The sequence below is a fragment of the Actinokineospora lacus genome (assembly GCF_053813445.1).
Genome location: NZ_JBQERA010000001.1, coordinates 804707 through 822811 on the forward strand (window position 1 = coordinate 804707; position 18105 = coordinate 822811).

The 18105-nt window shown below is 70.8% G+C and carries 20 protein-coding genes and 1 tRNA gene; 19 read left to right on the forward strand and 2 right to left on the reverse strand.

Going from position 1 to position 18105, the window contains the following annotated elements:
* The first annotated feature begins 39 nt into the window (after window positions 1–39).
* The 7 genes from ACTG9Q_RS04035 to rplA all read left to right on the forward strand — a co-directional run bounded on the left by ACTG9Q_RS04035 (window position 40) and on the right by rplA (window position 4574).
* Window positions 40–498, forward strand: a complete 459-nt coding sequence (locus ACTG9Q_RS04035; protein ID WP_455571192.1) for an FAS1-like dehydratase domain-containing protein — start codon at window positions 40–42, stop codon at window positions 496–498.
* On the forward strand, window positions 495–914 hold the full coding sequence (locus tag ACTG9Q_RS04040) for a MaoC/PaaZ C-terminal domain-containing protein (RefSeq protein ID WP_455571193.1): 420 nt from the start codon (window positions 495–497) through the stop codon (window positions 912–914). Before ACTG9Q_RS04035 ends, ACTG9Q_RS04040 begins: the two co-directional genes overlap by 4 nt.
* A 46-nt stretch (window positions 915–960) precedes the next feature.
* Complete coding sequence (locus ACTG9Q_RS04045; protein WP_455571194.1) at window positions 961–2067, forward strand: aminotransferase-like domain-containing protein; 1107 nt, start codon at window positions 961–963, stop codon at window positions 2065–2067.
* Between the two features lie 164 nt (window positions 2068–2231).
* Window positions 2232–2304, forward strand: a tRNA-Trp gene (locus ACTG9Q_RS04050).
* Window positions 2305–2373: 69 nt separating this feature from the next.
* Window positions 2374–2796 (forward strand): preprotein translocase subunit SecE, encoded by a 423-nt coding sequence (gene secE / locus ACTG9Q_RS04055; RefSeq protein ID WP_455571195.1) that lies wholly within the window; start codon window positions 2374–2376, stop codon window positions 2794–2796.
* A gap of 49 nt (window positions 2797–2845) precedes the next feature.
* The gene (gene nusG, locus ACTG9Q_RS04060) at window positions 2846–3772 is read left to right on the forward strand and encodes a transcription termination/antitermination protein NusG (RefSeq protein ID WP_455571196.1); all 927 of its coding nucleotides are present in this window, start codon (window positions 2846–2848) and stop codon (window positions 3770–3772) included.
* An 82-nt stretch (window positions 3773–3854) separates the two neighbouring features.
* Window positions 3855–4574: a 50S ribosomal protein L1 gene (gene rplA, locus ACTG9Q_RS04065; protein WP_455571197.1), complete on the forward strand. Its 720-nt coding sequence runs from the start codon at window positions 3855–3857 to the stop codon at window positions 4572–4574.
* 220 nt (window positions 4575–4794) lie between these two features.
* On the opposite strand, the gene ACTG9Q_RS04070 is transcribed toward rplA, so the two are convergent.
* On the reverse strand, window positions 4795–5013 hold the full coding sequence (locus tag ACTG9Q_RS04070; RefSeq protein ID WP_455571198.1) for a hypothetical protein: 219 nt from the start codon (window positions 5011–5013) through the stop codon (window positions 4795–4797).
* A 51-nt stretch (window positions 5014–5064) separates the two neighbouring features.
* Window positions 5065–5784, reverse strand: coding sequence for a hypothetical protein (locus ACTG9Q_RS04075; protein WP_455571199.1), 720 nt, complete (start codon window positions 5782–5784; stop codon window positions 5065–5067).
* A 237-nt stretch (window positions 5785–6021) separates the two neighbouring features.
* Between ACTG9Q_RS04075 and rplJ the strand changes: the two genes are divergently transcribed.
* The 12 genes from rplJ (at window position 6022) to ACTG9Q_RS04135 (ending at window position 18095) form a co-directional block, all read left to right on the forward strand.
* Complete coding sequence (rplJ, locus tag ACTG9Q_RS04080; RefSeq protein WP_455571200.1) at window positions 6022–6594, forward strand: 50S ribosomal protein L10; 573 nt, start codon at window positions 6022–6024, stop codon at window positions 6592–6594.
* Between the two features lie 61 nt (window positions 6595–6655).
* Window positions 6656–7042 (forward strand): 50S ribosomal protein L7/L12, encoded by a 387-nt coding sequence (gene rplL, locus ACTG9Q_RS04085; protein WP_455571201.1) that lies wholly within the window; start codon window positions 6656–6658, stop codon window positions 7040–7042.
* A gap of 562 nt (window positions 7043–7604) precedes the next feature.
* Window positions 7605–8714 (forward strand): ABC transporter ATP-binding protein, encoded by a 1110-nt coding sequence (locus ACTG9Q_RS04090; RefSeq protein WP_455571202.1) that lies wholly within the window; start codon window positions 7605–7607, stop codon window positions 8712–8714.
* A complete protein-coding gene (locus ACTG9Q_RS04095) occupies window positions 8711–9505 on the forward strand; it encodes an MlaE family ABC transporter permease (RefSeq protein WP_455571203.1) in 795 nt (264 codons plus the stop codon). The genes ACTG9Q_RS04090 and ACTG9Q_RS04095 overlap by 4 nt, the downstream gene beginning before the upstream one ends.
* Before the next feature lies 1 nt (window position 9506).
* The gene (locus tag ACTG9Q_RS04100; RefSeq protein WP_455571204.1) at window positions 9507–10343 is read left to right on the forward strand and encodes an MlaE family ABC transporter permease; all 837 of its coding nucleotides are present in this window, start codon (window positions 9507–9509) and stop codon (window positions 10341–10343) included.
* Window positions 10340–11680, forward strand: coding sequence for an MCE family protein (locus ACTG9Q_RS04105; protein ID WP_455571205.1), 1341 nt, complete (start codon window positions 10340–10342; stop codon window positions 11678–11680). Before ACTG9Q_RS04100 ends, ACTG9Q_RS04105 begins: the two co-directional genes overlap by 4 nt.
* Window positions 11677–12711 carry an MCE family protein gene (locus ACTG9Q_RS04110; protein WP_455571206.1) on the forward strand — a complete coding sequence of 345 codons (1035 nt, stop codon included), beginning with the start codon at window positions 11677–11679 and terminating at the stop codon, window positions 12709–12711. Before ACTG9Q_RS04105 ends, ACTG9Q_RS04110 begins: the two co-directional genes overlap by 4 nt.
* On the forward strand, window positions 12708–13700 hold the full coding sequence (locus ACTG9Q_RS04115; RefSeq protein WP_455571207.1) for an MCE family protein: 993 nt from the start codon (window positions 12708–12710) through the stop codon (window positions 13698–13700). Before ACTG9Q_RS04110 ends, ACTG9Q_RS04115 begins: the two co-directional genes overlap by 4 nt.
* Complete coding sequence (locus ACTG9Q_RS04120; protein ID WP_455571208.1) at window positions 13697–14890, forward strand: MCE family protein; 1194 nt, start codon at window positions 13697–13699, stop codon at window positions 14888–14890. Before ACTG9Q_RS04115 ends, ACTG9Q_RS04120 begins: the two co-directional genes overlap by 4 nt.
* Window positions 14890–16152 carry an MCE family protein gene (locus ACTG9Q_RS04125; RefSeq protein ID WP_455571209.1) on the forward strand — a complete coding sequence of 421 codons (1263 nt, stop codon included), beginning with the start codon at window positions 14890–14892 and terminating at the stop codon, window positions 16150–16152. Before ACTG9Q_RS04120 ends, ACTG9Q_RS04125 begins: the two co-directional genes overlap by 1 nt.
* Entirely contained in the window at window positions 16152–17414 is a 1263-nt protein-coding gene (locus ACTG9Q_RS04130; RefSeq protein WP_455571210.1) for an MCE family protein, read from the forward strand. The genes ACTG9Q_RS04125 and ACTG9Q_RS04130 overlap by 1 nt, the downstream gene beginning before the upstream one ends.
* Window positions 17415–17438: 24 nt before the next feature.
* A complete protein-coding gene (locus ACTG9Q_RS04135; protein ID WP_455571211.1) occupies window positions 17439–18095 on the forward strand; it encodes a hypothetical protein in 657 nt (218 codons plus the stop codon).
* Window positions 18096–18105: the final 10 nt, after the last annotated feature.

Below are 18105 nucleotides of genomic sequence, written 5' to 3' on the forward strand. Positions count from 1 at the left end.
TGGGGCGGCCCTGAAGCGTCTGCGGGTAGCCTTCCGCGCGTGGCTCTGGACCCCAAGTTCGTCGGCCGTACCTACCCGCGCACCGCGGAGTACGAGGTCAGCCGGGAGAAGATCAAGGAATTCGCCGCCGCGATCGGCGAGGACAGCCCCCTGCACACCGACCCCGACGCCGCCCGCGCCGCCGGGCACCCGGACGTGATCGCGCCGCCGACCTTCACCACGATCATCAATCTGGCCGCGATCAACGCGATCGTCACCGACCCGGCGCTGGGCCTGGACTACAGCCGGATGGTCCACGGGGACCAGACCTTCGTCTACCACCGCCCGGTCGTCGCGGGCGACCACCTGGTCGCCGACGGCGCCATCGAGACCATCTCCCGGCGCGCGGGCAACGACTTCATCACCCTGCGCGCCGACATTTCCGACGCCGGTGGCGCCCCCGTCGTCACCGCCCGCGCCCAGCTCGTCGTGCGCGACCCCGAGGAAGGCAGCGAATGAACCCGGTCGAGATCGGCGACGAGCTGCCCGCCATCGAAGTCCGCCTCACCCGGGCCGACCTCGTGCGCTACGCCGGGGCCTCGCTGGACTTCAACCCCATCCACCTCAGCGAGCGCTTCGCCAAGGCCGTCGGCCTGCCGGACGTGATCGCCCACGGGATGCTCACCATGGCCCTCGCCGGGCGCGTGGTGACCGCGTGGGGCCGCGGCGAGCTGCTGGACTACACCGCCCGGTTCACCCGTCCGGTGGTGGTTCCCGACGACGACGAGGGCGCGGCGCTGACCGTGGCGGGCAAGGTGGCCGCGATCGACACCGCCGAGGACGGCGCCCGGGTGGCCAGGGTCAACCTGACCGCGCACTTCGACGGCCGGACCGTGCTGGGCAAGCCGATCGCCAGGGTGCGGCTGCGCGACTGAGCCCCCGGCGCTGCCGCCCGGGGCCGCCCGTCGTAGATTCGGCCGCGTGACGGCTTCCGACCTCATCTCCTTCGCCCGTGGCGCCCCGTCCCTCGACATCGTCGATGTCGACGGGCTCAAGGCCGCCGCGGACGCCGCGCTGACCGCCGACCCCGGCGGCGCGACCGCCTACGGCACCGCCATCGGCTACCCGCCGCTGCGCAGGCTCCTCGCCGAGCGGCACGGCGTCGCCGAGGACCAGGTGCTGGTCACCAACGGCTCCATGCAGGCCGACGCGTTCCTCTTCGACGAGCTGGTCGAGCCCGGCCGCCCGGTGGTCGTCGAGCGCCCGACCTACGACCGCACGCTGCTGGGCCTGCGCGAGCGCGGCGCCGACGTGCGCGCGGTCACCCTGGCCACCGACGGCATCGACACCGAGGAGCTGGCCGTCCTGCTCGACGGCGGCCTGCGCCCGACGTTCGCCCACGTCATCCCGAACTTCCAGAACCCCGCCGGCTACACCCTCAGCGCGGCCAAGCGCGCGCGGCTGCTGGAACTGGCCGCCGAGCACGACTTCATCGTCTTCGAGGACGACCCGTACGGGCAGATCCGCTTCGCGGGCGAGGCGCTGCCGACGATGCTGGAGCTCGACGCCGGGGCCGGGCGCGTGGTGTACGCCAGCTCGTTCTCCAAGACCGTCGCCCCCGGGGTGCGCGTGGGCTACCTGGTCGGCCCGGCCGACCTCATCGCCCGCATCCGGGTCCGCGCGACCAACACCTACATCTCGCCGAACATGCTCGCCCAGGCGATCGTCTACCGGTTCTGCGTGGACGGCGGCCTCGAGCGCTCGGTGGCGACGGTCAACGCCGCGCTGCGCGAGCGGGCCACCGCCCTGTGCGACGCGCTGGCCAGGCACATCCCGGACGCGACCTTCACCAAGCCCGACGGCGGCTACTTCATGTGGGTCGAGCTGCCGGAAGGGGTGAACGTCGGCGAGCTGCTGACCGCCGCCGAGCAGCGCGGGGTCACCTTCGTCAAGGGCACCGACTTCCTGCTCGACGGCGGGGAGTCCACGCTGCGCATGGCGTACTCCGGGGTGCGGGTGGAGCAGATCGAGGAGGGCGTCACGCGGATCGCCGACGCCCTGCGCTCGCTGCGGGTCGGCGCCTCCTGAAGCGATGATCGGGACTCGGTTTCGGCGGCGCGGCGCGGTGCCGTAAAGTGGCCGACGCGACTCGACGAGCCTGCGGTTGGCCGTTCCGGCAGCGGAGCGGCTAGGGTGGGCAAGTCGAATGCGTCCAAGCGCGGTCCAGCGGTATCGTCTCCGCCGGGCAGCGAAGGGGTGTAGCTCAATTGGCAGAGCAGCGGTCTCCAAAACCGCAGGTTGCAGGTTCAAGTCCTGTCGCCCCTGCGTTTGACGTCCGGTGCGGTTGACCGTCGCACCGAGCGATGGGTCAGCACACCGAGCGGAGGAACTGGCGTGGCCGACGAAGTGGAGCGGGAAGACGGGCAAGAGCGCCCTTCTCGTCCGGCCAACGCCGCGTCGCGGCGTGAGCGCCGTGGTGCGGCTCGCCCGGCGGGCCGCCCGGACGGCGAGACCGAGAAGGTCCGCGGCAAGGCCAAGCCCGCGGGCAAGCCGGACAAGTCCGACGCCGACGCGGTGGGCCGCAAGGGCAAGCCGACGCCCACGCGGGACCGCAAGGACGACCGGACCGGCTTCTTCAGCCGGATCGGCCGGTTCCTCCGCGAGGTCGTCGCCGAGCTGCGCAAGGTCATCTGGCCGACGCGCAAGCAGATGATCGCCTACACGGCCGTGGTGCTCGTGTTCGTCGCCTTCATGATCGCCCTGATCTCCGGGCTCGACCTCGCGCTCGGCAAGGGCGTGTTCTGGCTCTTCGGCTGATGCCGCGCCGAGCCGGACGCGTGATGGACGAAAGGAAGCGGGACCAACAGTGACCTCCGAGAACGGCGCCGTCGGCAGCAAGCTGACCAGCCTGCCCGATGACGACGAGGTGAGCCAGGACGCGCCCGAGGGCGCGGCGGACACCGAGTCGGGGCAGGCGACCGAAGCCGCCGAGGACGGTCCCGACGCCGCCGGTGACGACACCGACGGTGATGACGGGGACGACGCCGACTCGGCCGACGAGACCGGTGACGAGACCTCCGCCGACGAGACCTCCGGTGATGAGGCCGTTGGTGACGAGTCCGCCGGTGACGAGCCCATCGGTGACGAGGCCGTCGCCGAGGAGCCGGAGCCCGTGGAGGAGCCGGAGGCCGACCCGGCCGCCCAGATGCGCGACGCCCTGCGGCGCGCCCCTGGCGACTGGTACGTCGTGCACTCCTACGCGGGCTACGAGAACAAGGTCAAGACCAACCTGGAGACCCGCATCCAGACCCTGGACATGGAGGAGTACATCTTCCAGGTCGAGGTGCCCACCGAGGAAGTCACCGAGATCAAGAACGGCCAGCGCAAGCAGGTGCAGCGCAAGGTGCTGCCCGGCTACATCCTGGTCCGCATGGAGCTCAACGACGGCTCCTGGTCCGCGGTGCGCAACACCCCGGGCGTGACCGGCTTCGTCGGCGCCACGTCCAAGCCCTCGCCGCTGACGATCGACGAGGTCCTGAAGTTCCTGCTGCCGCAGGTCGAGCGCGAGAAGCCCAGCGCGGGCAAGGCCGCCGCCGCGGGCGCGTCCCGCTCGACGGTCGAGGTGGACTTCGAGATCGGCGAGTCGGTCACCGTCATGGACGGCCCGTTCGCCACGCTGCCCGCGACGATCTCCGAGGTCAACGCCGACCAGCAGAAGCTCAAGGTCCTGGTGTCGATCTTCGGCCGCGAGACGCCGGTCGAGCTGTCGTTCACCCAGGTTTCCAAGATCTGAGTCCGCAGTACGTATCCGCAGTACGTGGGAGGGCCGGGCGCGGTCCGCACCACAGCTGATCCATGAGTCGAGGAGCAGAGCAATGGCACAGCGCAGCAAGGCCTACCGCCAGGCCAGCGAGATGATCGACAAGACCAAGCTGTACACCCCGCTCGAGGCGGCGAAGCTGGCCAAGGACACCTCCAAGGTCAAGCTGGACGCCACGGTCGAGGTGGCCATGCGCCTCGGGGTCGACCCGCGCAAGGCCGACCAGATGGTCCGCGGCACCGTCAACCTGCCGCACGGCACCGGCAAGACCGCCCGCGTGATCGTCTTCGCGGTGGGCGACAAGGCCGCCGAGGCCGAGGCCGCGGGCGCCGACGTGGTGGGCGCCGAGGACCTGATCGAGCGCATCCAGGGCGGCTGGCTGGACTTCGACGCCGCGATCGCCACCCCCGACCAGATGGCCAAGGTCGGTCGGATCGCGCGCATCCTGGGCCCGCGCGGCCTGATGCCGAACCCGAAGACCGGCACGGTGACCCCGGACGTCACCAAGGCGGTCAACGAGATCAAGGGCGGCAAGATCAACTTCCGGGTGGACAAGCAGGCCAACCTGCACCTGGTGATCGGCAAGGCGTCCTTCGACCAGGAGAAGCTGGTGGAGAACTACGCCGCCGCGCTGGACGAGATCCTGCGGGCCAAGCCGTCGGCGGCCAAGGGCCGCTACGTCAAGAAGGTCACCTTCACCACCACCATGGGCCCCGGCATCCCGGTCGACCCGACCCGCACCCGCAACCTGCTCGAGGACGACGCGCAGGCGTAAGGCACCCCACCGGAACGGCCCCGCACTCGTGGCGGGGCCGTTCCGGCGTCTCTAGGCCGTGTTTCAGGTGTGGAGCACGGCATAGCCGCGCGCCAGTCCGGCCCGCTGGCGGCACGGGCCGGATACGCCCGAATACGACACCGGTATGAGGGCGATCCGTCCGCACCGCCTGCGGCCGGACTGATCACGACTCTCCCGCACCCCACACCTGAAACACGACCTAGGCGCCGTTCTTCATCCGGTCGAGGAATTCCAGCAGGACCACGGCGACGACGATCACCGCGACCGACACGATCCACCACCACGGCTCGGGCAGGCGCAGCGGGAAGGCCAGGAACGGCTTCCAGTCGAACACCCTCGACACCAGCGGCAGGACTCCCTCGTAGACGCCGACGATGAACACCGTGGTCTGTAGGCCCTCGATCCCCCTGCGTTCCATTCACCAGAACCTAGTGGTGGCCGCCAATTTCGCCCATGGTGGACGGTGCCGCTACCGGCAGTCGGACGCCTCCTTGCGGTGGTCGGTGATGATCCACTGGTTGCCGCGGGAGCCGGGGATGACGCGCAGGGTGAACTCGCCCAGCCGCGGTCCCTGGCGGATGTCGAGCTCGCACGAGGAGACCACGACGTTCCCGTCGGCGTCGGGGGTGAGCTTGACCGAGGCCGGGAAGTAGGGGCGGGCGTAGTCGCTGGCGTCGGTGACGTCGGCGTGCAGGTCGCGGATCGCCGTCGGGCAGTCGGCGGCGTTGACGTGGTCGGCGAAGCGCTCGGCCAGCTCCTCGGTCTCGAAGCGGGTGCAGGCGTCGGGGAGGGTGGCCTGGGCGACGTTGTTGTAGATCATCCGGATCGCCTCGCGCGGGGACTCGGCGAAGAGCACCGTGCGGGTGGTCTTGTCCCCGCCGGTCTCGGAGGCGGGCAGGTCCTCGTCGGGGTTGCCGAAGTAGTGGTCCACGGCCCAGCCCGCGGCGATGACGACGGCCAGCAGGACGGCGAGGCGGCGTACCCACTTGTTGAACAGGACCTTGCGCCACAAGGGTTTGCCGCGCCGGGGGGGCGGCTCGGCGCGCGCGGGCTCGCCGGGGCGCTGGGCCTCCTCGAACTTCTGGAACTCCTGGAAGCGCTGGTAGCGCTGCCACTGCTCCGGGTCGTAGGACTCGCCCCGGATGACGGGCGGGGGTCCGGGTTTGTCGGGCTTCTCGTCGTCGGCCACGGACCCATCATGCCGTGTGGGGTGGGGCGGTTTGGAACGCGCGCCGGGCGGCGCGTACTCTTGCCGAGGTTTCACCGAAGACCGCTGGTTCCTCTCCGTCCGGAGAGGTGAAATGCCCCGAGTGGGCGGCCCGCGCAGGGGGAACGGGTTGTGGTTTCTCTCAACGCCCCGTGCCGTCTGCGCCGGGGCGTTCGTCGTCTCCGGGCACCAGTGTCTGCCCAACGAGAGGAGGCGACCATGGCGAAGCCCGACAAGGTGGCCGCTGTCACCGAGATCGCGGACCGTTTCCGCAGCAGCTCGGCGGCAGTCGTCACCGAGTACAGCGGCCTCACCGTCTCGCAGCTCACCACGCTGCGTCGCGCTCTCGGCACTGGCGCGTCCTACCGCGTCGCGAAGAACACCCTGGTCAAGCGTGCCGCCGAGGATGCGGGCGTCACCGGCCTGGAGAGCCTGTTCGTCGGACCCACCGCGATCGCCTTCATCGAGGGCGAGCCGGTGGACGCGGCCAAGGCACTGCGCGATTTCGCCAAGGACAACAAGGGTCTGGTCATCAAGGGCGGCTACATGGACGGCCGCCCGCTCACCGTCGACGAGGTCACCCGCATCGCGGACCTCGAGTCGCGTGAGGTGCTGCTCGCCAAGCTGGCGGGCGCGATGAAGGGCAACCTGAGCAAGGCCGCGAGCCTGTTCAACGCCCCGGCGTCCCAGGTCGCGCGCCTGGCCGCCGCCCTGAGGGACAAGATGGCCGACGGCGCCCCCGCCGACGCCGACGAGTCCCCCGCAGACGAGTCCGCCGCAGCCGAGAGCTGATCCACCCACCCGGAATCCCGCGCCCGGCGTACCGGGTGTGCAAGTGAAAGGACACGCCACCATGGCGAAGCTCAGCACCGACGAGCTGCTCGACGCTTTCAAGGACATGACCCTCCTGGAGCTGTCGGCGTTCGTGAAGCAGTTCGAGGAGACCTTCGAGGTTTCCGCCGCCGCTCCGATCGCCATCGCCGCCGCTGGCCCCGCGGGCCCGGCCGCCCCGGCCGAGGAGGAGAAGGACACCTTCGACGTCGTCCTCGAGGGCGCTGGCGACAAGAAGATCCAGGTCATCAAGGTCGTCCGCGAGGTCGTCACCGGCCTGGGCCTGAAGGAGGCCAAGGAGCTCGTCGAGTCCGCTCCCAAGGCCATCCTGGAGGGCGTCAAGAAGGACGTCGCCGACGCCGCCAAGGACAAGCTCGAGGCTGCCGGCGCGAAGATCAGCGTCAAGTAGTCCCAGCTCAACCGCTCGCACGAAGGCCCGGCCCCACCAGGTGCCGGGCCTTCGTCGTTCCGGTTCAACACCGGGTGTTGCACCTGCCGGAGAAGGTCCACACTTGATGAGTGCCTACCGAGAACTCTCGACACACGATCACCGAGGGGTACAGGGCGTTGCGTGAGTCAGCCGAGGCGCGCCGGGAAGCGGTGGCGGTCATGTTCGGAATGGTGAAGGACGTTTTCGGCCCTACCCACCTGGATGACCTGCGTGCCGAGTGGCCCTCGTGATCGTTCTGGATGCCTGCGCGCTCATCGTTCACATCTAGGAATTGGACATACGGCACAAGTGTTCGACCTGCTCTTGACTCCCTGCGTGGGTGTCACACGAAGTTGTTCCGCCGGATGGCGGGTGGGTGTGTGCCATGTCATAGCCTCCGCGGACGGGGCAAGGGCTGGACGGGTACGTTCTGAACTCGGCGGTAACTTCGGCAGTAACCAGTGTGGGTCGTCGTCGTTGCACCTGAAGACACCTCTGCGGCGGGCGGTCGGGAGGGTGGCGGGCAGGCGGGAGGTGGCAGATGGGCGCCGAGGTGGTCATCGAGGGGCTGACGAAGTCCTTCGGGAGGCAGGCCATCTGGCGTGACGTCACCCTGAGCCTGCCGCCCGGTGAGGTCTCGGTCATGCTCGGCCCGTCGGGCACGGGCAAGTCGGTGTTCCTCAAGTCGATGATCGGGCTGCTCAAGCCCGACCGCGGCAAGTGCGTCATCAACGGCGTCGACATCGTCACCTGCTCGGAGTCGCAGCTCTACGAGGTCCGCAAGCTCTTCGGGGTGCTGTTCCAGGACGGCGCGCTGTTCGGGTCGATGAACCTGTTCGACAACGTCGCCTTCCCCCTGCGCGAGCACACCCGCAAGTCCGAGGCCGAGATCAAGCGGATCGTCCTGGACAAGCTGGAGATGACCGGCCTGCAGGGCGCGGAGATGAAGCTCCCCGGAGAGATCTCCGGCGGTATGCGCAAGCGGGCGGGGCTGGCCCGCGCCCTGGTGCTGGACCCGGAGATCATCCTCTGCGACGAGCCGGACTCCGGCCTCGACCCGGTCCGCACCGCCTACCTGAGCCAGCTGCTGATCGACCTCAACGCCCAGATCGACGCCACCATCCTCATCGTCACGCACAACATCAACCTCGCCCGCACGGTGCCGGACAACCTGGGCATGCTCTTCCGCAAGGAGCTGGTGATGTTCGGCCCCCGCGAGGTGCTGCTGACCAGTGACGAGCCGGTCGTCGAGCAGTTCCTCAACGGCCGCAGGCTCGGGCCCATCGGCATGTCCGAGGAGAAGGACGCCGCGACGATGGCCGCCGAGCAGGCGCACGCCGACGCGGGCCACTCCGACGGCTCCTCCGACGAGGACCTGCGCGGTGTCGTCCCGCAGATCGAGCCGACCCCCGGCCTGCCCGAGCGCAAGGGCGTGCGCCGCCGCAAGGACCGGGTCATGAGCATCCTGCACTCGCTGCCGCCCGCCGCGCAGGAAGGCATCATCGCCTCCCTGACCCCCGAGGAGCAGGTGCGCTACGGCGTGCACGCCCGCACCAGGCCGAGCCCGCGCCCCCGCCACGCCTTCAGCGGCTCGCTGGAGGACACCGACGTCGCCCAGCTGCCCCGCGCCGACTGGCGAACCGCGCGATGACCGCGGGCACGGCGCGGGCGGGCTTCCCCGGGGCGGGGGCGCTGCGCGAGACCGGCAGGCTGTTCGCCCTCGGGCTCGACGTCGCGGTCAACATCTTCCGCGGGCCCTTCCAGTTCCGCGAGTTCGTCCAGCAGTGCTGGTTCATCGCCAGCGTCACGATCCTGCCGACGGCGCTGGTGGCCATCCCGTTCGGCGCGATCGTCGCCCTGCAGCTGGGCACGCTGATCGTGCAGCTGGGCGCGCAGTCGTTCACCGGCGCGGCCAGCGTGCTGGCGATCATCCAGCAGGCCGCGCCGCTGGTGACCGCGCTGCTGGTCGCGGGCGCGGGCGGCAGCGCGATCTGCGCCGACATCGGCTCGCGCACCATCCGCGAGGAGATCGACGCGATGGAGGTGCTGGGCGTCTCCCCGGTGCAGCGCCTGATCGTGCCCCGCGTGCTGGCCGCGATGCTGGTCGCGGTCCTGCTCAACGGCCTGGTCAGCGTGGTCGGCGTGATGGGCGGCTACTTCTTCAACGTGGTGCTCCAGGGCGGCACGCCGGGGGCGTACCTGGCCAGCTTCTCCGCCCTCGCCCAGCTGCCGGACCTCTGGATCAGCGAGCTCAAGGCGCTGATCTTCGGGTTCATCGCGGGCGTGGTCGCGGCCTACCGGGGGCTGAACCCCAAGGGCGGGCCCAAGGGCGTCGGCGACGCGGTCAACCAGTCCGTGGTCATCACGTTCCTGCTGCTGTTCTTCGTCAACTTCGTGCTGACCGCGGTGTACCTGCAGGTCGTCCCGGCGAAGGGGAGCTGAGATGGCGCCCATGGACACCGCCCGCAAGGCCGCCGAGCGCCCGCTGCGCGCCCTCGACGACCTCGGCGACCAGCTCTCCTTCTACGTCCGCGCGCTGGCGTGGATTCCCCGCGCCCTGCGCCGCTACACGCGCGAGACCATGCGCCTGCTCGCCGAGGTCAGCTTCGGCAGCGGCGCGCTGGCCGTCATCGGCGGCACGGTCGGGGTCATGGTCGGGCTGACGGTCTTCACCGGCGTCGTCGTGGGAATGCAGGGCTACGCGGCCCTGGACCAGATCGGCACCGCGGCCTTCTCCGGCTTCGCCAGCGCCTACATCAACACCCGCGAGATCGCCCCGCTGGTGGCCGGTCTCGCGCTCTCGGCCACGGTCGGCTCCGGCTTCACCGCCCAGCTCGGCGCCATGCGCATCTCCGAGGAGATCGACGCGCTGGAGGTCATGGCCGTCCCGAGCCTGCCGTTCCTGGTGACCACCCGGATCATCGCAGGCTTCCTCGCGGTGATCCCGCTCTACATCGTCGGCCTGCTGACGTCCTACCTGGCCTCGCGCACGATCATCGTGCACTTCTACGACCAGTCCGCGGGCACCTATGACCACTACTTCAACCTGTTCCTGCCACCGGAGGACGTCTTCTGGTCCTTCGGCAAGGTGCTGATCTTCGCGGTCATCATCATCCTGTCGCACTGCTACTACGGCTACACCGCCAGCGGCGGCCCCGCGGGGGTCGGCGTGGCCGTCGGCCGCGCGGTGCGCATGACCATCGTGACCGTGGCGCTGGTGAACTTCTTCATCGGCTTCGCCATCTGGGGCACCACCACGACGGTGCGGATCGCCGGATGAGCGCCATCGCGGGCACGGTCAGGCGCAGGCTGTGGGGCCTGGCGTTCATCGCCGTCATCGCCGGGCTGGTCAGCCTGAGCATCGCCACCTACAACAAGGCGTTCACCCCGGTCGCGACGGTCACGCTGACCACCGACAAGGTCGGCAACCAGTTGGCCGTGCACTCCGACGTGAAGGTGCGCGGGCTCATCGTCGGCGAGGTCCGCCGGATCACCCCGACCGCGACCGGCGCGGAGCTGGAACTGGCCATCGACCCGGACAAGATCGAGGTCATCCCGGCCAACGTCTCGGCGCGCTTCCTGCCCAAGACCCTATTCGGCGAGCGCTACGTGGCCCTGCAGATCCCCGAGGACCCCGCGCTCACGCCCCTGACCGCGGGCACGGTGATCGCCCAGGACGCCTCGGCCGAGGCCGTGGAGCTGGAGGACGCGCTGGAGAGCCTGCTGCCGGTGTTGCAGGCCGTGCAGCCGCAGAAGCTCTCCAGCACGCTGACGGCCATCTCCACCGCCCTGCGCGGGCGCGGCGAGCAGCTCGGCGACACCCTGGTCGAGCTGGGCGAGCTGGTCGGCGAGCTGAACCCGCACCTGCCCCAGCTGCGCGCGGACCTGGCCAAGCTGGCCGAGGTCAGCGACACCTACACCGTGGCCGCGCCCGACCTGATCGCGGCGCTGGAGGACCTGACCGTCACCTCGGCCACCATCGCCGAGCAGCGCGGCAACCTCGACGCCGTCTTCGCCTCGGTGACCACCGCCAGCCGCGACCTCGACGCCTTCCTGCGCGCCAACCGGGCGAACCTGATCATGCTCGCCGACACCTCCCGGCCCACCCTGGAGACGCTGGCCAGGTACTCCCCGGAGTACCCGTGCCTGCTCAAGCTGATGGCCGAGAACGTCGACGCCCTCGATGTCGCCTTCGGCAAGGGGACGAACAAGCCCGGCCTGCACGCCACCATCGAGGTCACCGTCAACCGCGGCCCGTACAGGCCCGGCGTGGACGAGCCGCGCTACGAGGAAGACCGCGGCCCGCGCTGCTACGAGTTCGAGGACTTCCCCTCGCCGTTCCCGCAGGCCCCGCCGGACGGCCCGCTCAACGACGGGTCGTCCTTCCCGCCGCCCGCGCGCCCGGCCGCCGACGGCCTGCTCCCGCCGCAGAACACCGAGAAGACCACCCCCAGCGCCGCGGGGGACGGGCTCGGGCTGCCGAACTCGCCGGAGGAGATCGCCTTCGTGAACACGCTGCTGGCCCCCGGCATGGGCGTCGAGCCCGCCCAGGTCCCGACGTGGTCCACGCTGCTGCTGGGCCCGGCGCTGCGCGGGTCGGAGGTGAGCTTCCGGTGAGGAGCCTCGCCGCGCCGCTGGTGAAGCTGGCGCTGTTCATGGTGGTGACGATCGCGGCCACCGCGGTGCTGGCCATCAGCATCGCCAACGTCAACCTCAGCGAGACCGTCTCCTACAAGGCCCGCTTCACCGACGCCACGCTCCTGCTGCCCGGCGACGACGTGCGCATCGCCGGGGTGCGGGTCGGGCAGGTCGAGGACGTGTCCATCGTGGACCGCGACCAGGCGATGGTGGAGTTCTCCGTCGCCGCGGAGCGCGCGCTGCCCGCCTCGGTCGGCGCCCAGATCAAGTTCCGCAACCTCGTCGGCCAGCGCTACGTCGCGCTGAGCCAGGGCGTCGGCCCCGACCCGAACGCGGTGCTGGAGCCCGGCCAGGAGATCCCGCTGGAGCGCACCCGCCCGGCGCTGGACCTGACCGAGCTGTTCAACGGCTTCAAGCCGCTGTTCCAGGCCCTCTCGCCCGACGAGGTCAACCAGCTCAGCTACGAGATCATCCAGGTGCTCCAGGGCGAGGGCGGCACGGTGGAGTCGCTGCTGGCCCACACCGCGTCGCTGACCAGCACGCTGGCGGCCAAGGACGAGGTCATCGGCCAGGTGATCAGCAACCTCAACGGCGTGCTGGAGACGGTCAACGCCCGCGGCGAGAAGCTCTCCGAGGTGCTGGTGCAGGTGCAGCAGCTCGTCAGCGGCCTCGCCGAGGACCGCGAGCCGATCGGCGAGGCCATCGACGCCATCGGCGGGCTCGCCCAGACCACCTCCGGCCTGCTGACCGAGGCCCGCGGCCCGCTCAAGGCCGACATCGCCCACCTGGGCACGCTGGCCGACACCCTCAACGAGCACGAGCCGGTCGTCGAGCACTTCATCCAGTTCCTGCCGAAGAAGACCGCCGCGCTGACCCGCACCGTCAGCTACGGCTCGTGGTTCAACTTCTTCCTCTGCGAGGCCTCCGGCGACGTCGGCGTCCCCGGCCTGGTCACCCAGCCGATCAACCTGCCGCTGCTGCCCGCCAACCAGGGGAGGTGCACGGAGTGAAGTCCTTCCGCTCCCGCAACCCGATCCCGATCGGGATCGTCAGCCTCCTGGTGATCGGCCTGGTGCTGCTCGCCGCGGTCAACTCCGACGACCTGCCGGTGATCGGCGGCGGCACCACCTACAGCGCGGAGTTCCGCGAGGCCGCGGGCCTGCAGTCCGACGACGAGGTGCGCATCGCGGGCGTCAAGGTCGGCTCGGTCTCGGACGTGGAGCTCGACGGCGACCGCGTGCTGGTCTCCTTCAAGGTCAAGGACGCCTGGGTCGGGGACCGCAGCCGTGCCGACATCAAGATCAAGACGCTGCTGGGCCAGAAGTACCTGTCCCTGGAGCCCGACGGCGGCGACGTCCTCGACCCGGGCACCCGCATCCCGCTGGAGCGCACCACCGCACCGTACGACGTGCTGGAGGCGTTCCGCGGGCTGGCCGAGACCGTCAACGAGGTCGACACCGAGCAGCTCGCCGAGAGCTTCGAGGTGATCGCCGAGACCTTCGCCGACACCCCGGAGGAGGTCCGCGACGCCCTAGGCGGCCTGCGCGCGCTGTCGAAGACCATCAGCTCGCGCGACACCGAGCTGGCCCAGCTGCTCAGCAACACCCGCCAGGTCAGCCAGACCCTCGCCGACCGCGACGCCGAGCTGGTCAGGCTGCTCACCGACGGCAACCTGCTGCTGACCGAGATCAACAACCGCAAGAACGCCATCTCCACGCTGCTCACCGGCACCCGCACGCTGGCCACGGAGCTGCAGGGCCTGGTGAAGGACAACGAGCTGCAGCTCGGCCCGGTGCTGGAGAGCCTCGACCAGCTCACCTCGATGCTCCAGCGCAACCAGGACTCCCTCACCGAGGGCATCAGGAAGTTCGCGCCGTTCGTCCGCCAGCTCAACAACGCCATCGGCAACGGGCGCTGGTTCGACAACTACATCTGCGGGCTGCTGCCGCCCTCACTGGGCCCGGTCAACCAGCCCGGCTGCCTGGGGGACCCGAAATGAGCACCTTCGCCACCAAGACCGGGCGCGACCTGGCCCGCACCGTCGCCATCGCGTGCGTGCTGGGCCTGGTGCTGGCCACCGGGCTCTGGTACTTCCTGCGCGAGGCCAACGAGCGCTCCTACACCGCGCTGTTCACCGGCACGGTGGGCCTCTACGAGGACAACGACGTGCGGGTGCTCGGCGTGAAGGTCGGCACCGTGGAGGAGATCACCCCGCGCGGCGACGTCGTCGAGGTGCGGATGCGCGTGGACCGCGCGGTGGAGGTCCCCGCCGAGGCCCAGGCCGTCATCGTGGCCCCGTCGCTGGTCTCCGACCGCTACGTCCAGCTCACCCCGGCCTACACCGGCGGCCCGACCCTGGCCCAGGGCGCGCTGATCCCGCGCGAGCGCACCGCGACGCCCCTGGAGGTCGACGACCTCTACGCCAGCCTGACCAGGGTCAGCGAGACCCTGGGCCCCAACGGCGCCAACCGCGACGGCGCGCTCTCGGACCTGCTGACCACGCTGGCGGCCAACCTGGAGGGCAACGGCCAGGCGCTCAACGACACGGTCAACCAGCTCGGGCAGCTCAGCACCACCCTGTCGGGCAACTCCGAGGACCTGTTCGCCACCGTGGAGAACCTGCAGCGGTTCACCACCACGCTGGCGGGCAGCGACCAGGCGGTCAACGACTTCAGCGCCCAGCTCGCCGAGGCGTCGCGGTTCCTGGCGGGGGAGCGCGACAGCCTGGCCGCCGCCGTCGACCAGCTCGGCATCGCCCTGGCGGTGGTGCAGAAGTTCGTCAACGAGAACCGCGGCGCGCTGAAGTCCAACGTGGACAAGCTGGCCTCGATCACCCAGGTCCTCGCCGACCAGCGGGCGGCCCTGGCCGAGACGCTGGACATCGCCCCGCTGGCGCTGAGCAACGTCGTCAACTCCTACAATGCCGCCTCGGGCACCCTCGACGCCCGCTCCAACATCAACGAGCTGACGCAGCCGCCCATCGTGACCCTGTGCAAGCTGATCCGCCAGACCCCGCCGAAGGAGGTGCCGCCCACCCTCGCCGACCTGTGCGACCAGCTTGCCCCGGTCGTGCAGGGCGCGGTGCCGCTGCCCTCGCCCGCACAGGTCATCGAGGGGATGCGCAGCGGCAAGCTGCCGATGCTGCCGCTGCCGCTGGCGGGCGACCCGCTGAGCCTGGGGGGCAACTGATGGGCCGCCGCACCGGACCGGCCAGCCGCACCAGATTGGCCTTCCGCACCGGACCGGCCTTCCGCACGAGGCTGGCCGCGATCGCCGCGAGCGCCCTGCTCGCCTCCGGCTGCGGGTTCACCGGCATCTACGACCTGCCGCTGCCCGGCGGCGCCGACCTCGGCGACGAGCCGTACTCGGTGCGCGTGCAGTTCCGCGACGTGCTCGACCTGGTGCCGCAGTCCGCGGTCAAGGTCAACGAGGTCGCCGTCGGCCGGGTCGACACCGTGGCCCTGGCCGCCGACGGCTGGACCGCCGAGCTGACCGTGCTGGTCAACGGCGACGTCGAGCTGCCCGCCAACGCCTTCGCCAAGATCCGCCAGTCCAGCCTGCTCGGCGAGAAGTACGTCGAGCTGAGCGCGCCCCCGGCCGACCCGCGGGGCGTCCTGGGCGATGGCGACCTGATCCCGGTGGAGCGGACCAACCGCAACACCGAGGTCGAGGAGGTCCTGGGCGCGCTGTCGATGCTGCTCAACGGCGGCGGCGTCGAGCAGCTGCGCGACATCGCCACGGAGATGAACGCCGCCCTGGCGGGCAACGAGAGCGACCTGCGCGCGCTGCTGGAGAACCTCAACACCACCGTCGCCACCCTCGACGCGGGCAAGAACGACATCACCCGCGCCCTCGACGGCATCAACCGCCTCGCCGCCACCCTCAACGCCCAGCGCGACCAGATCGCCGGGGTGATCGACAACATCGGGCCCGGCCTGGCCGTGCTGCACGAGCAGCGCGCCCAGCTGGTGACCATGCTGCGGAGCCTGGAGTCCCTCGGCGGGGTCGCGGTGGACACCGTCAACCGCAGCAAGGCCGACCTCGTCGCCGACCTCAAGGCGCTCGCCCCGACCCTGCAGAAGCTCGGCGAGGCGGGCGCGGACCTGCCCAAGTCGCTGGAGCTGCTGCTGACCTTCCCGTTCACCGACCAGGCGGCCAAGGGCGTCAAGGGCGACTACTTCAACCTCTACCTCGAACTCGACCTCGACCTGACCAACGTGCTGGACAACCTGGGCCGCAGCAGGCAGAACCCGCTGCGGGACCTTGGCCTGCCCGAGCAGCTGGGCGGCATCGCGGGCGGGCGCGACGGCGTGCCGGAGAACGCCCCGGCCCCGCTGCCGCTGCCCCCGGTCAGCACGCCGACCCCGCGGGCGCCCGCGCCGCAGGCCCCGCCGCCGGGCGGGGCGCCGAGCACCGGCATCTTCGACGTCCTGCTGGGAGGCGGTGTCTGATGCTCACCAGGACGGTGCGGCTGCAACTGGTCGCCTTCTTCGTCATCGCCGTGCTCGCGGTGACCTACGCGGCGTTCCGCTTCACCGACATCGGCCGCGTCTTCGGCGTCAACGGCTACCGGGTCACCATGGAGCTGGCCGAGTCCGGCGGCATCTTCACCAACGCCGAGGTCACCTACCGCGGGGTCAACGTCGGGCGGGTCGGGGAGATCCGGCTGACCCGCGCGGGCATCGAGGTCGACCTGGACATCGAGCCCGCGGCCCCGCCGATCCCGGCCGACCTCGACGCGGTGGTCGCCAACCGCTCCGCCGTCGGCGAGCAGTTCGTGGACCTGCGCCCGCGCCACGACGGCGGCACGGTCCTGGCCGAGGGCTCGCGCATCCCGGCCGGGCGCACCAGCGTCCCGGTCGGCACCGACAAGGTGCTCCGCGACCTCGACAGCCTGGCCTCCTCGGTGCCCACCGACGCGCTGCGCACCGTCGTCGACGAGCTGGACCGGGCGTTCGCGGGCACCGGCGACGACCTGCAGGCCCTGCTCGACAGCACCGGGGAGTTCACCGCGGCGGCCCGCGCGGCCATGCCCGCGACGGTCAGGCTGATCGAGGACGGCGCGGTCGTGCTGGACACCCAGCTCGCCCAGTCCGGCAACATCAAGAGCTTCGCGGGCGACCTGCGCCTGCTCGCCCAGCAGCTCAAGGGCTCCGACGCCGACCTCCGCGAGCTGATCGCCGTGGCCCCCGGCGCGTCGGCCTCGATCAGCGGCCTGCTGCGCGAGTCGGGGCCGGGCCTGGGCGTGGTGGTGGCGAACCTGCTGACCACGTCCAACCTGATGGCCACCCGGGTCGACGGCCTGGAGCTGGCGCTGGTGGCGTACCCGGTGGTCGCCGTGGGCCCGAAGACGGTCGTGCCCGGCGACGGCACCGCCCACCTTGGCCTGGCGCTGAACCTGTTCGACCCGCCGCCGTGCACCCGCGGCTACGAGGCCACCGAGCGGCGGGCGGGCAACGAGGTCACCGACGTGCCGGAGAACGCCAGGGCGTACTGCGCCGAGCCGGTGGGCAGCCCGATCAGCGTCCGCGGCTCGCAGAACGCGCCCTTCGGCGGCAAGCCCGTGCAGCCCAGCCCCGAGCAGGTCGACGCGAGCAAGGACCGCCCGAGCGAGCAGCTGGCCGAGGTGGCCGCGGCGAGCATCCCCGGTGTCGCCAGCGGTCCCGGCATCGGCAGTCCCGCCGGTCTCGCGGGCCTGCTGGGCCTGGGCTGAGCCGAGTATCTACTCTGGAGCGTCATGACCGAGCAGGACGTCGACACCGCCGACACCACCGACACCGCTGTCTCCGAGGAGGCCGAGTCCCCTGTGGAACCGTCAGCGGGCTCTCGTGTGGACTCCCCGGACCAGGGGAGCGCGGGCGAGCGGTCGTCCGGCAGGAACCCCCTGCGCAACCCCGTCGTGGTGGCCGCCGTCGCGCTGCTCGGGCTCTGCGCCGCGGCGGCTGTCTGGTTCGGCGTCGCCTGGGTCCGAGCAGAGGCCGACGACGCCCTCGACACCGCCCGCGCCCGCGACGAGGCCGCCCGGACGGGTGAGCAGGCCGTGCTCCTCTTCCACACCATGGACCACAAGTCCGTCGACGCCCAACTCGCTCTCTGGGTCGACGCCTCCACCGGCGACATGCTCGACCAGCTCGAGCGCGGCAAGGGCAGCGCCAAGGCGATCATCGAGCAGCGCAAGCGGATCTCCACCGCGACCGCCTACAGCACCGCCGTCATCGACCTGAACGACACCACGGGCACGGCCACGATCATCAGCGCCGTCCACCAGAAGATCAGCGAGGACGACGCCGCCCCGGTGGACAAGTACCTGCGCGTGCAGGCCGCGCTCCAGCGTGGCGAGCAGGGGTGGAAGCTCACGGGCATCGCCTACATCGCGCCCACCCCGGTCGGCTGAGAGGAACGCC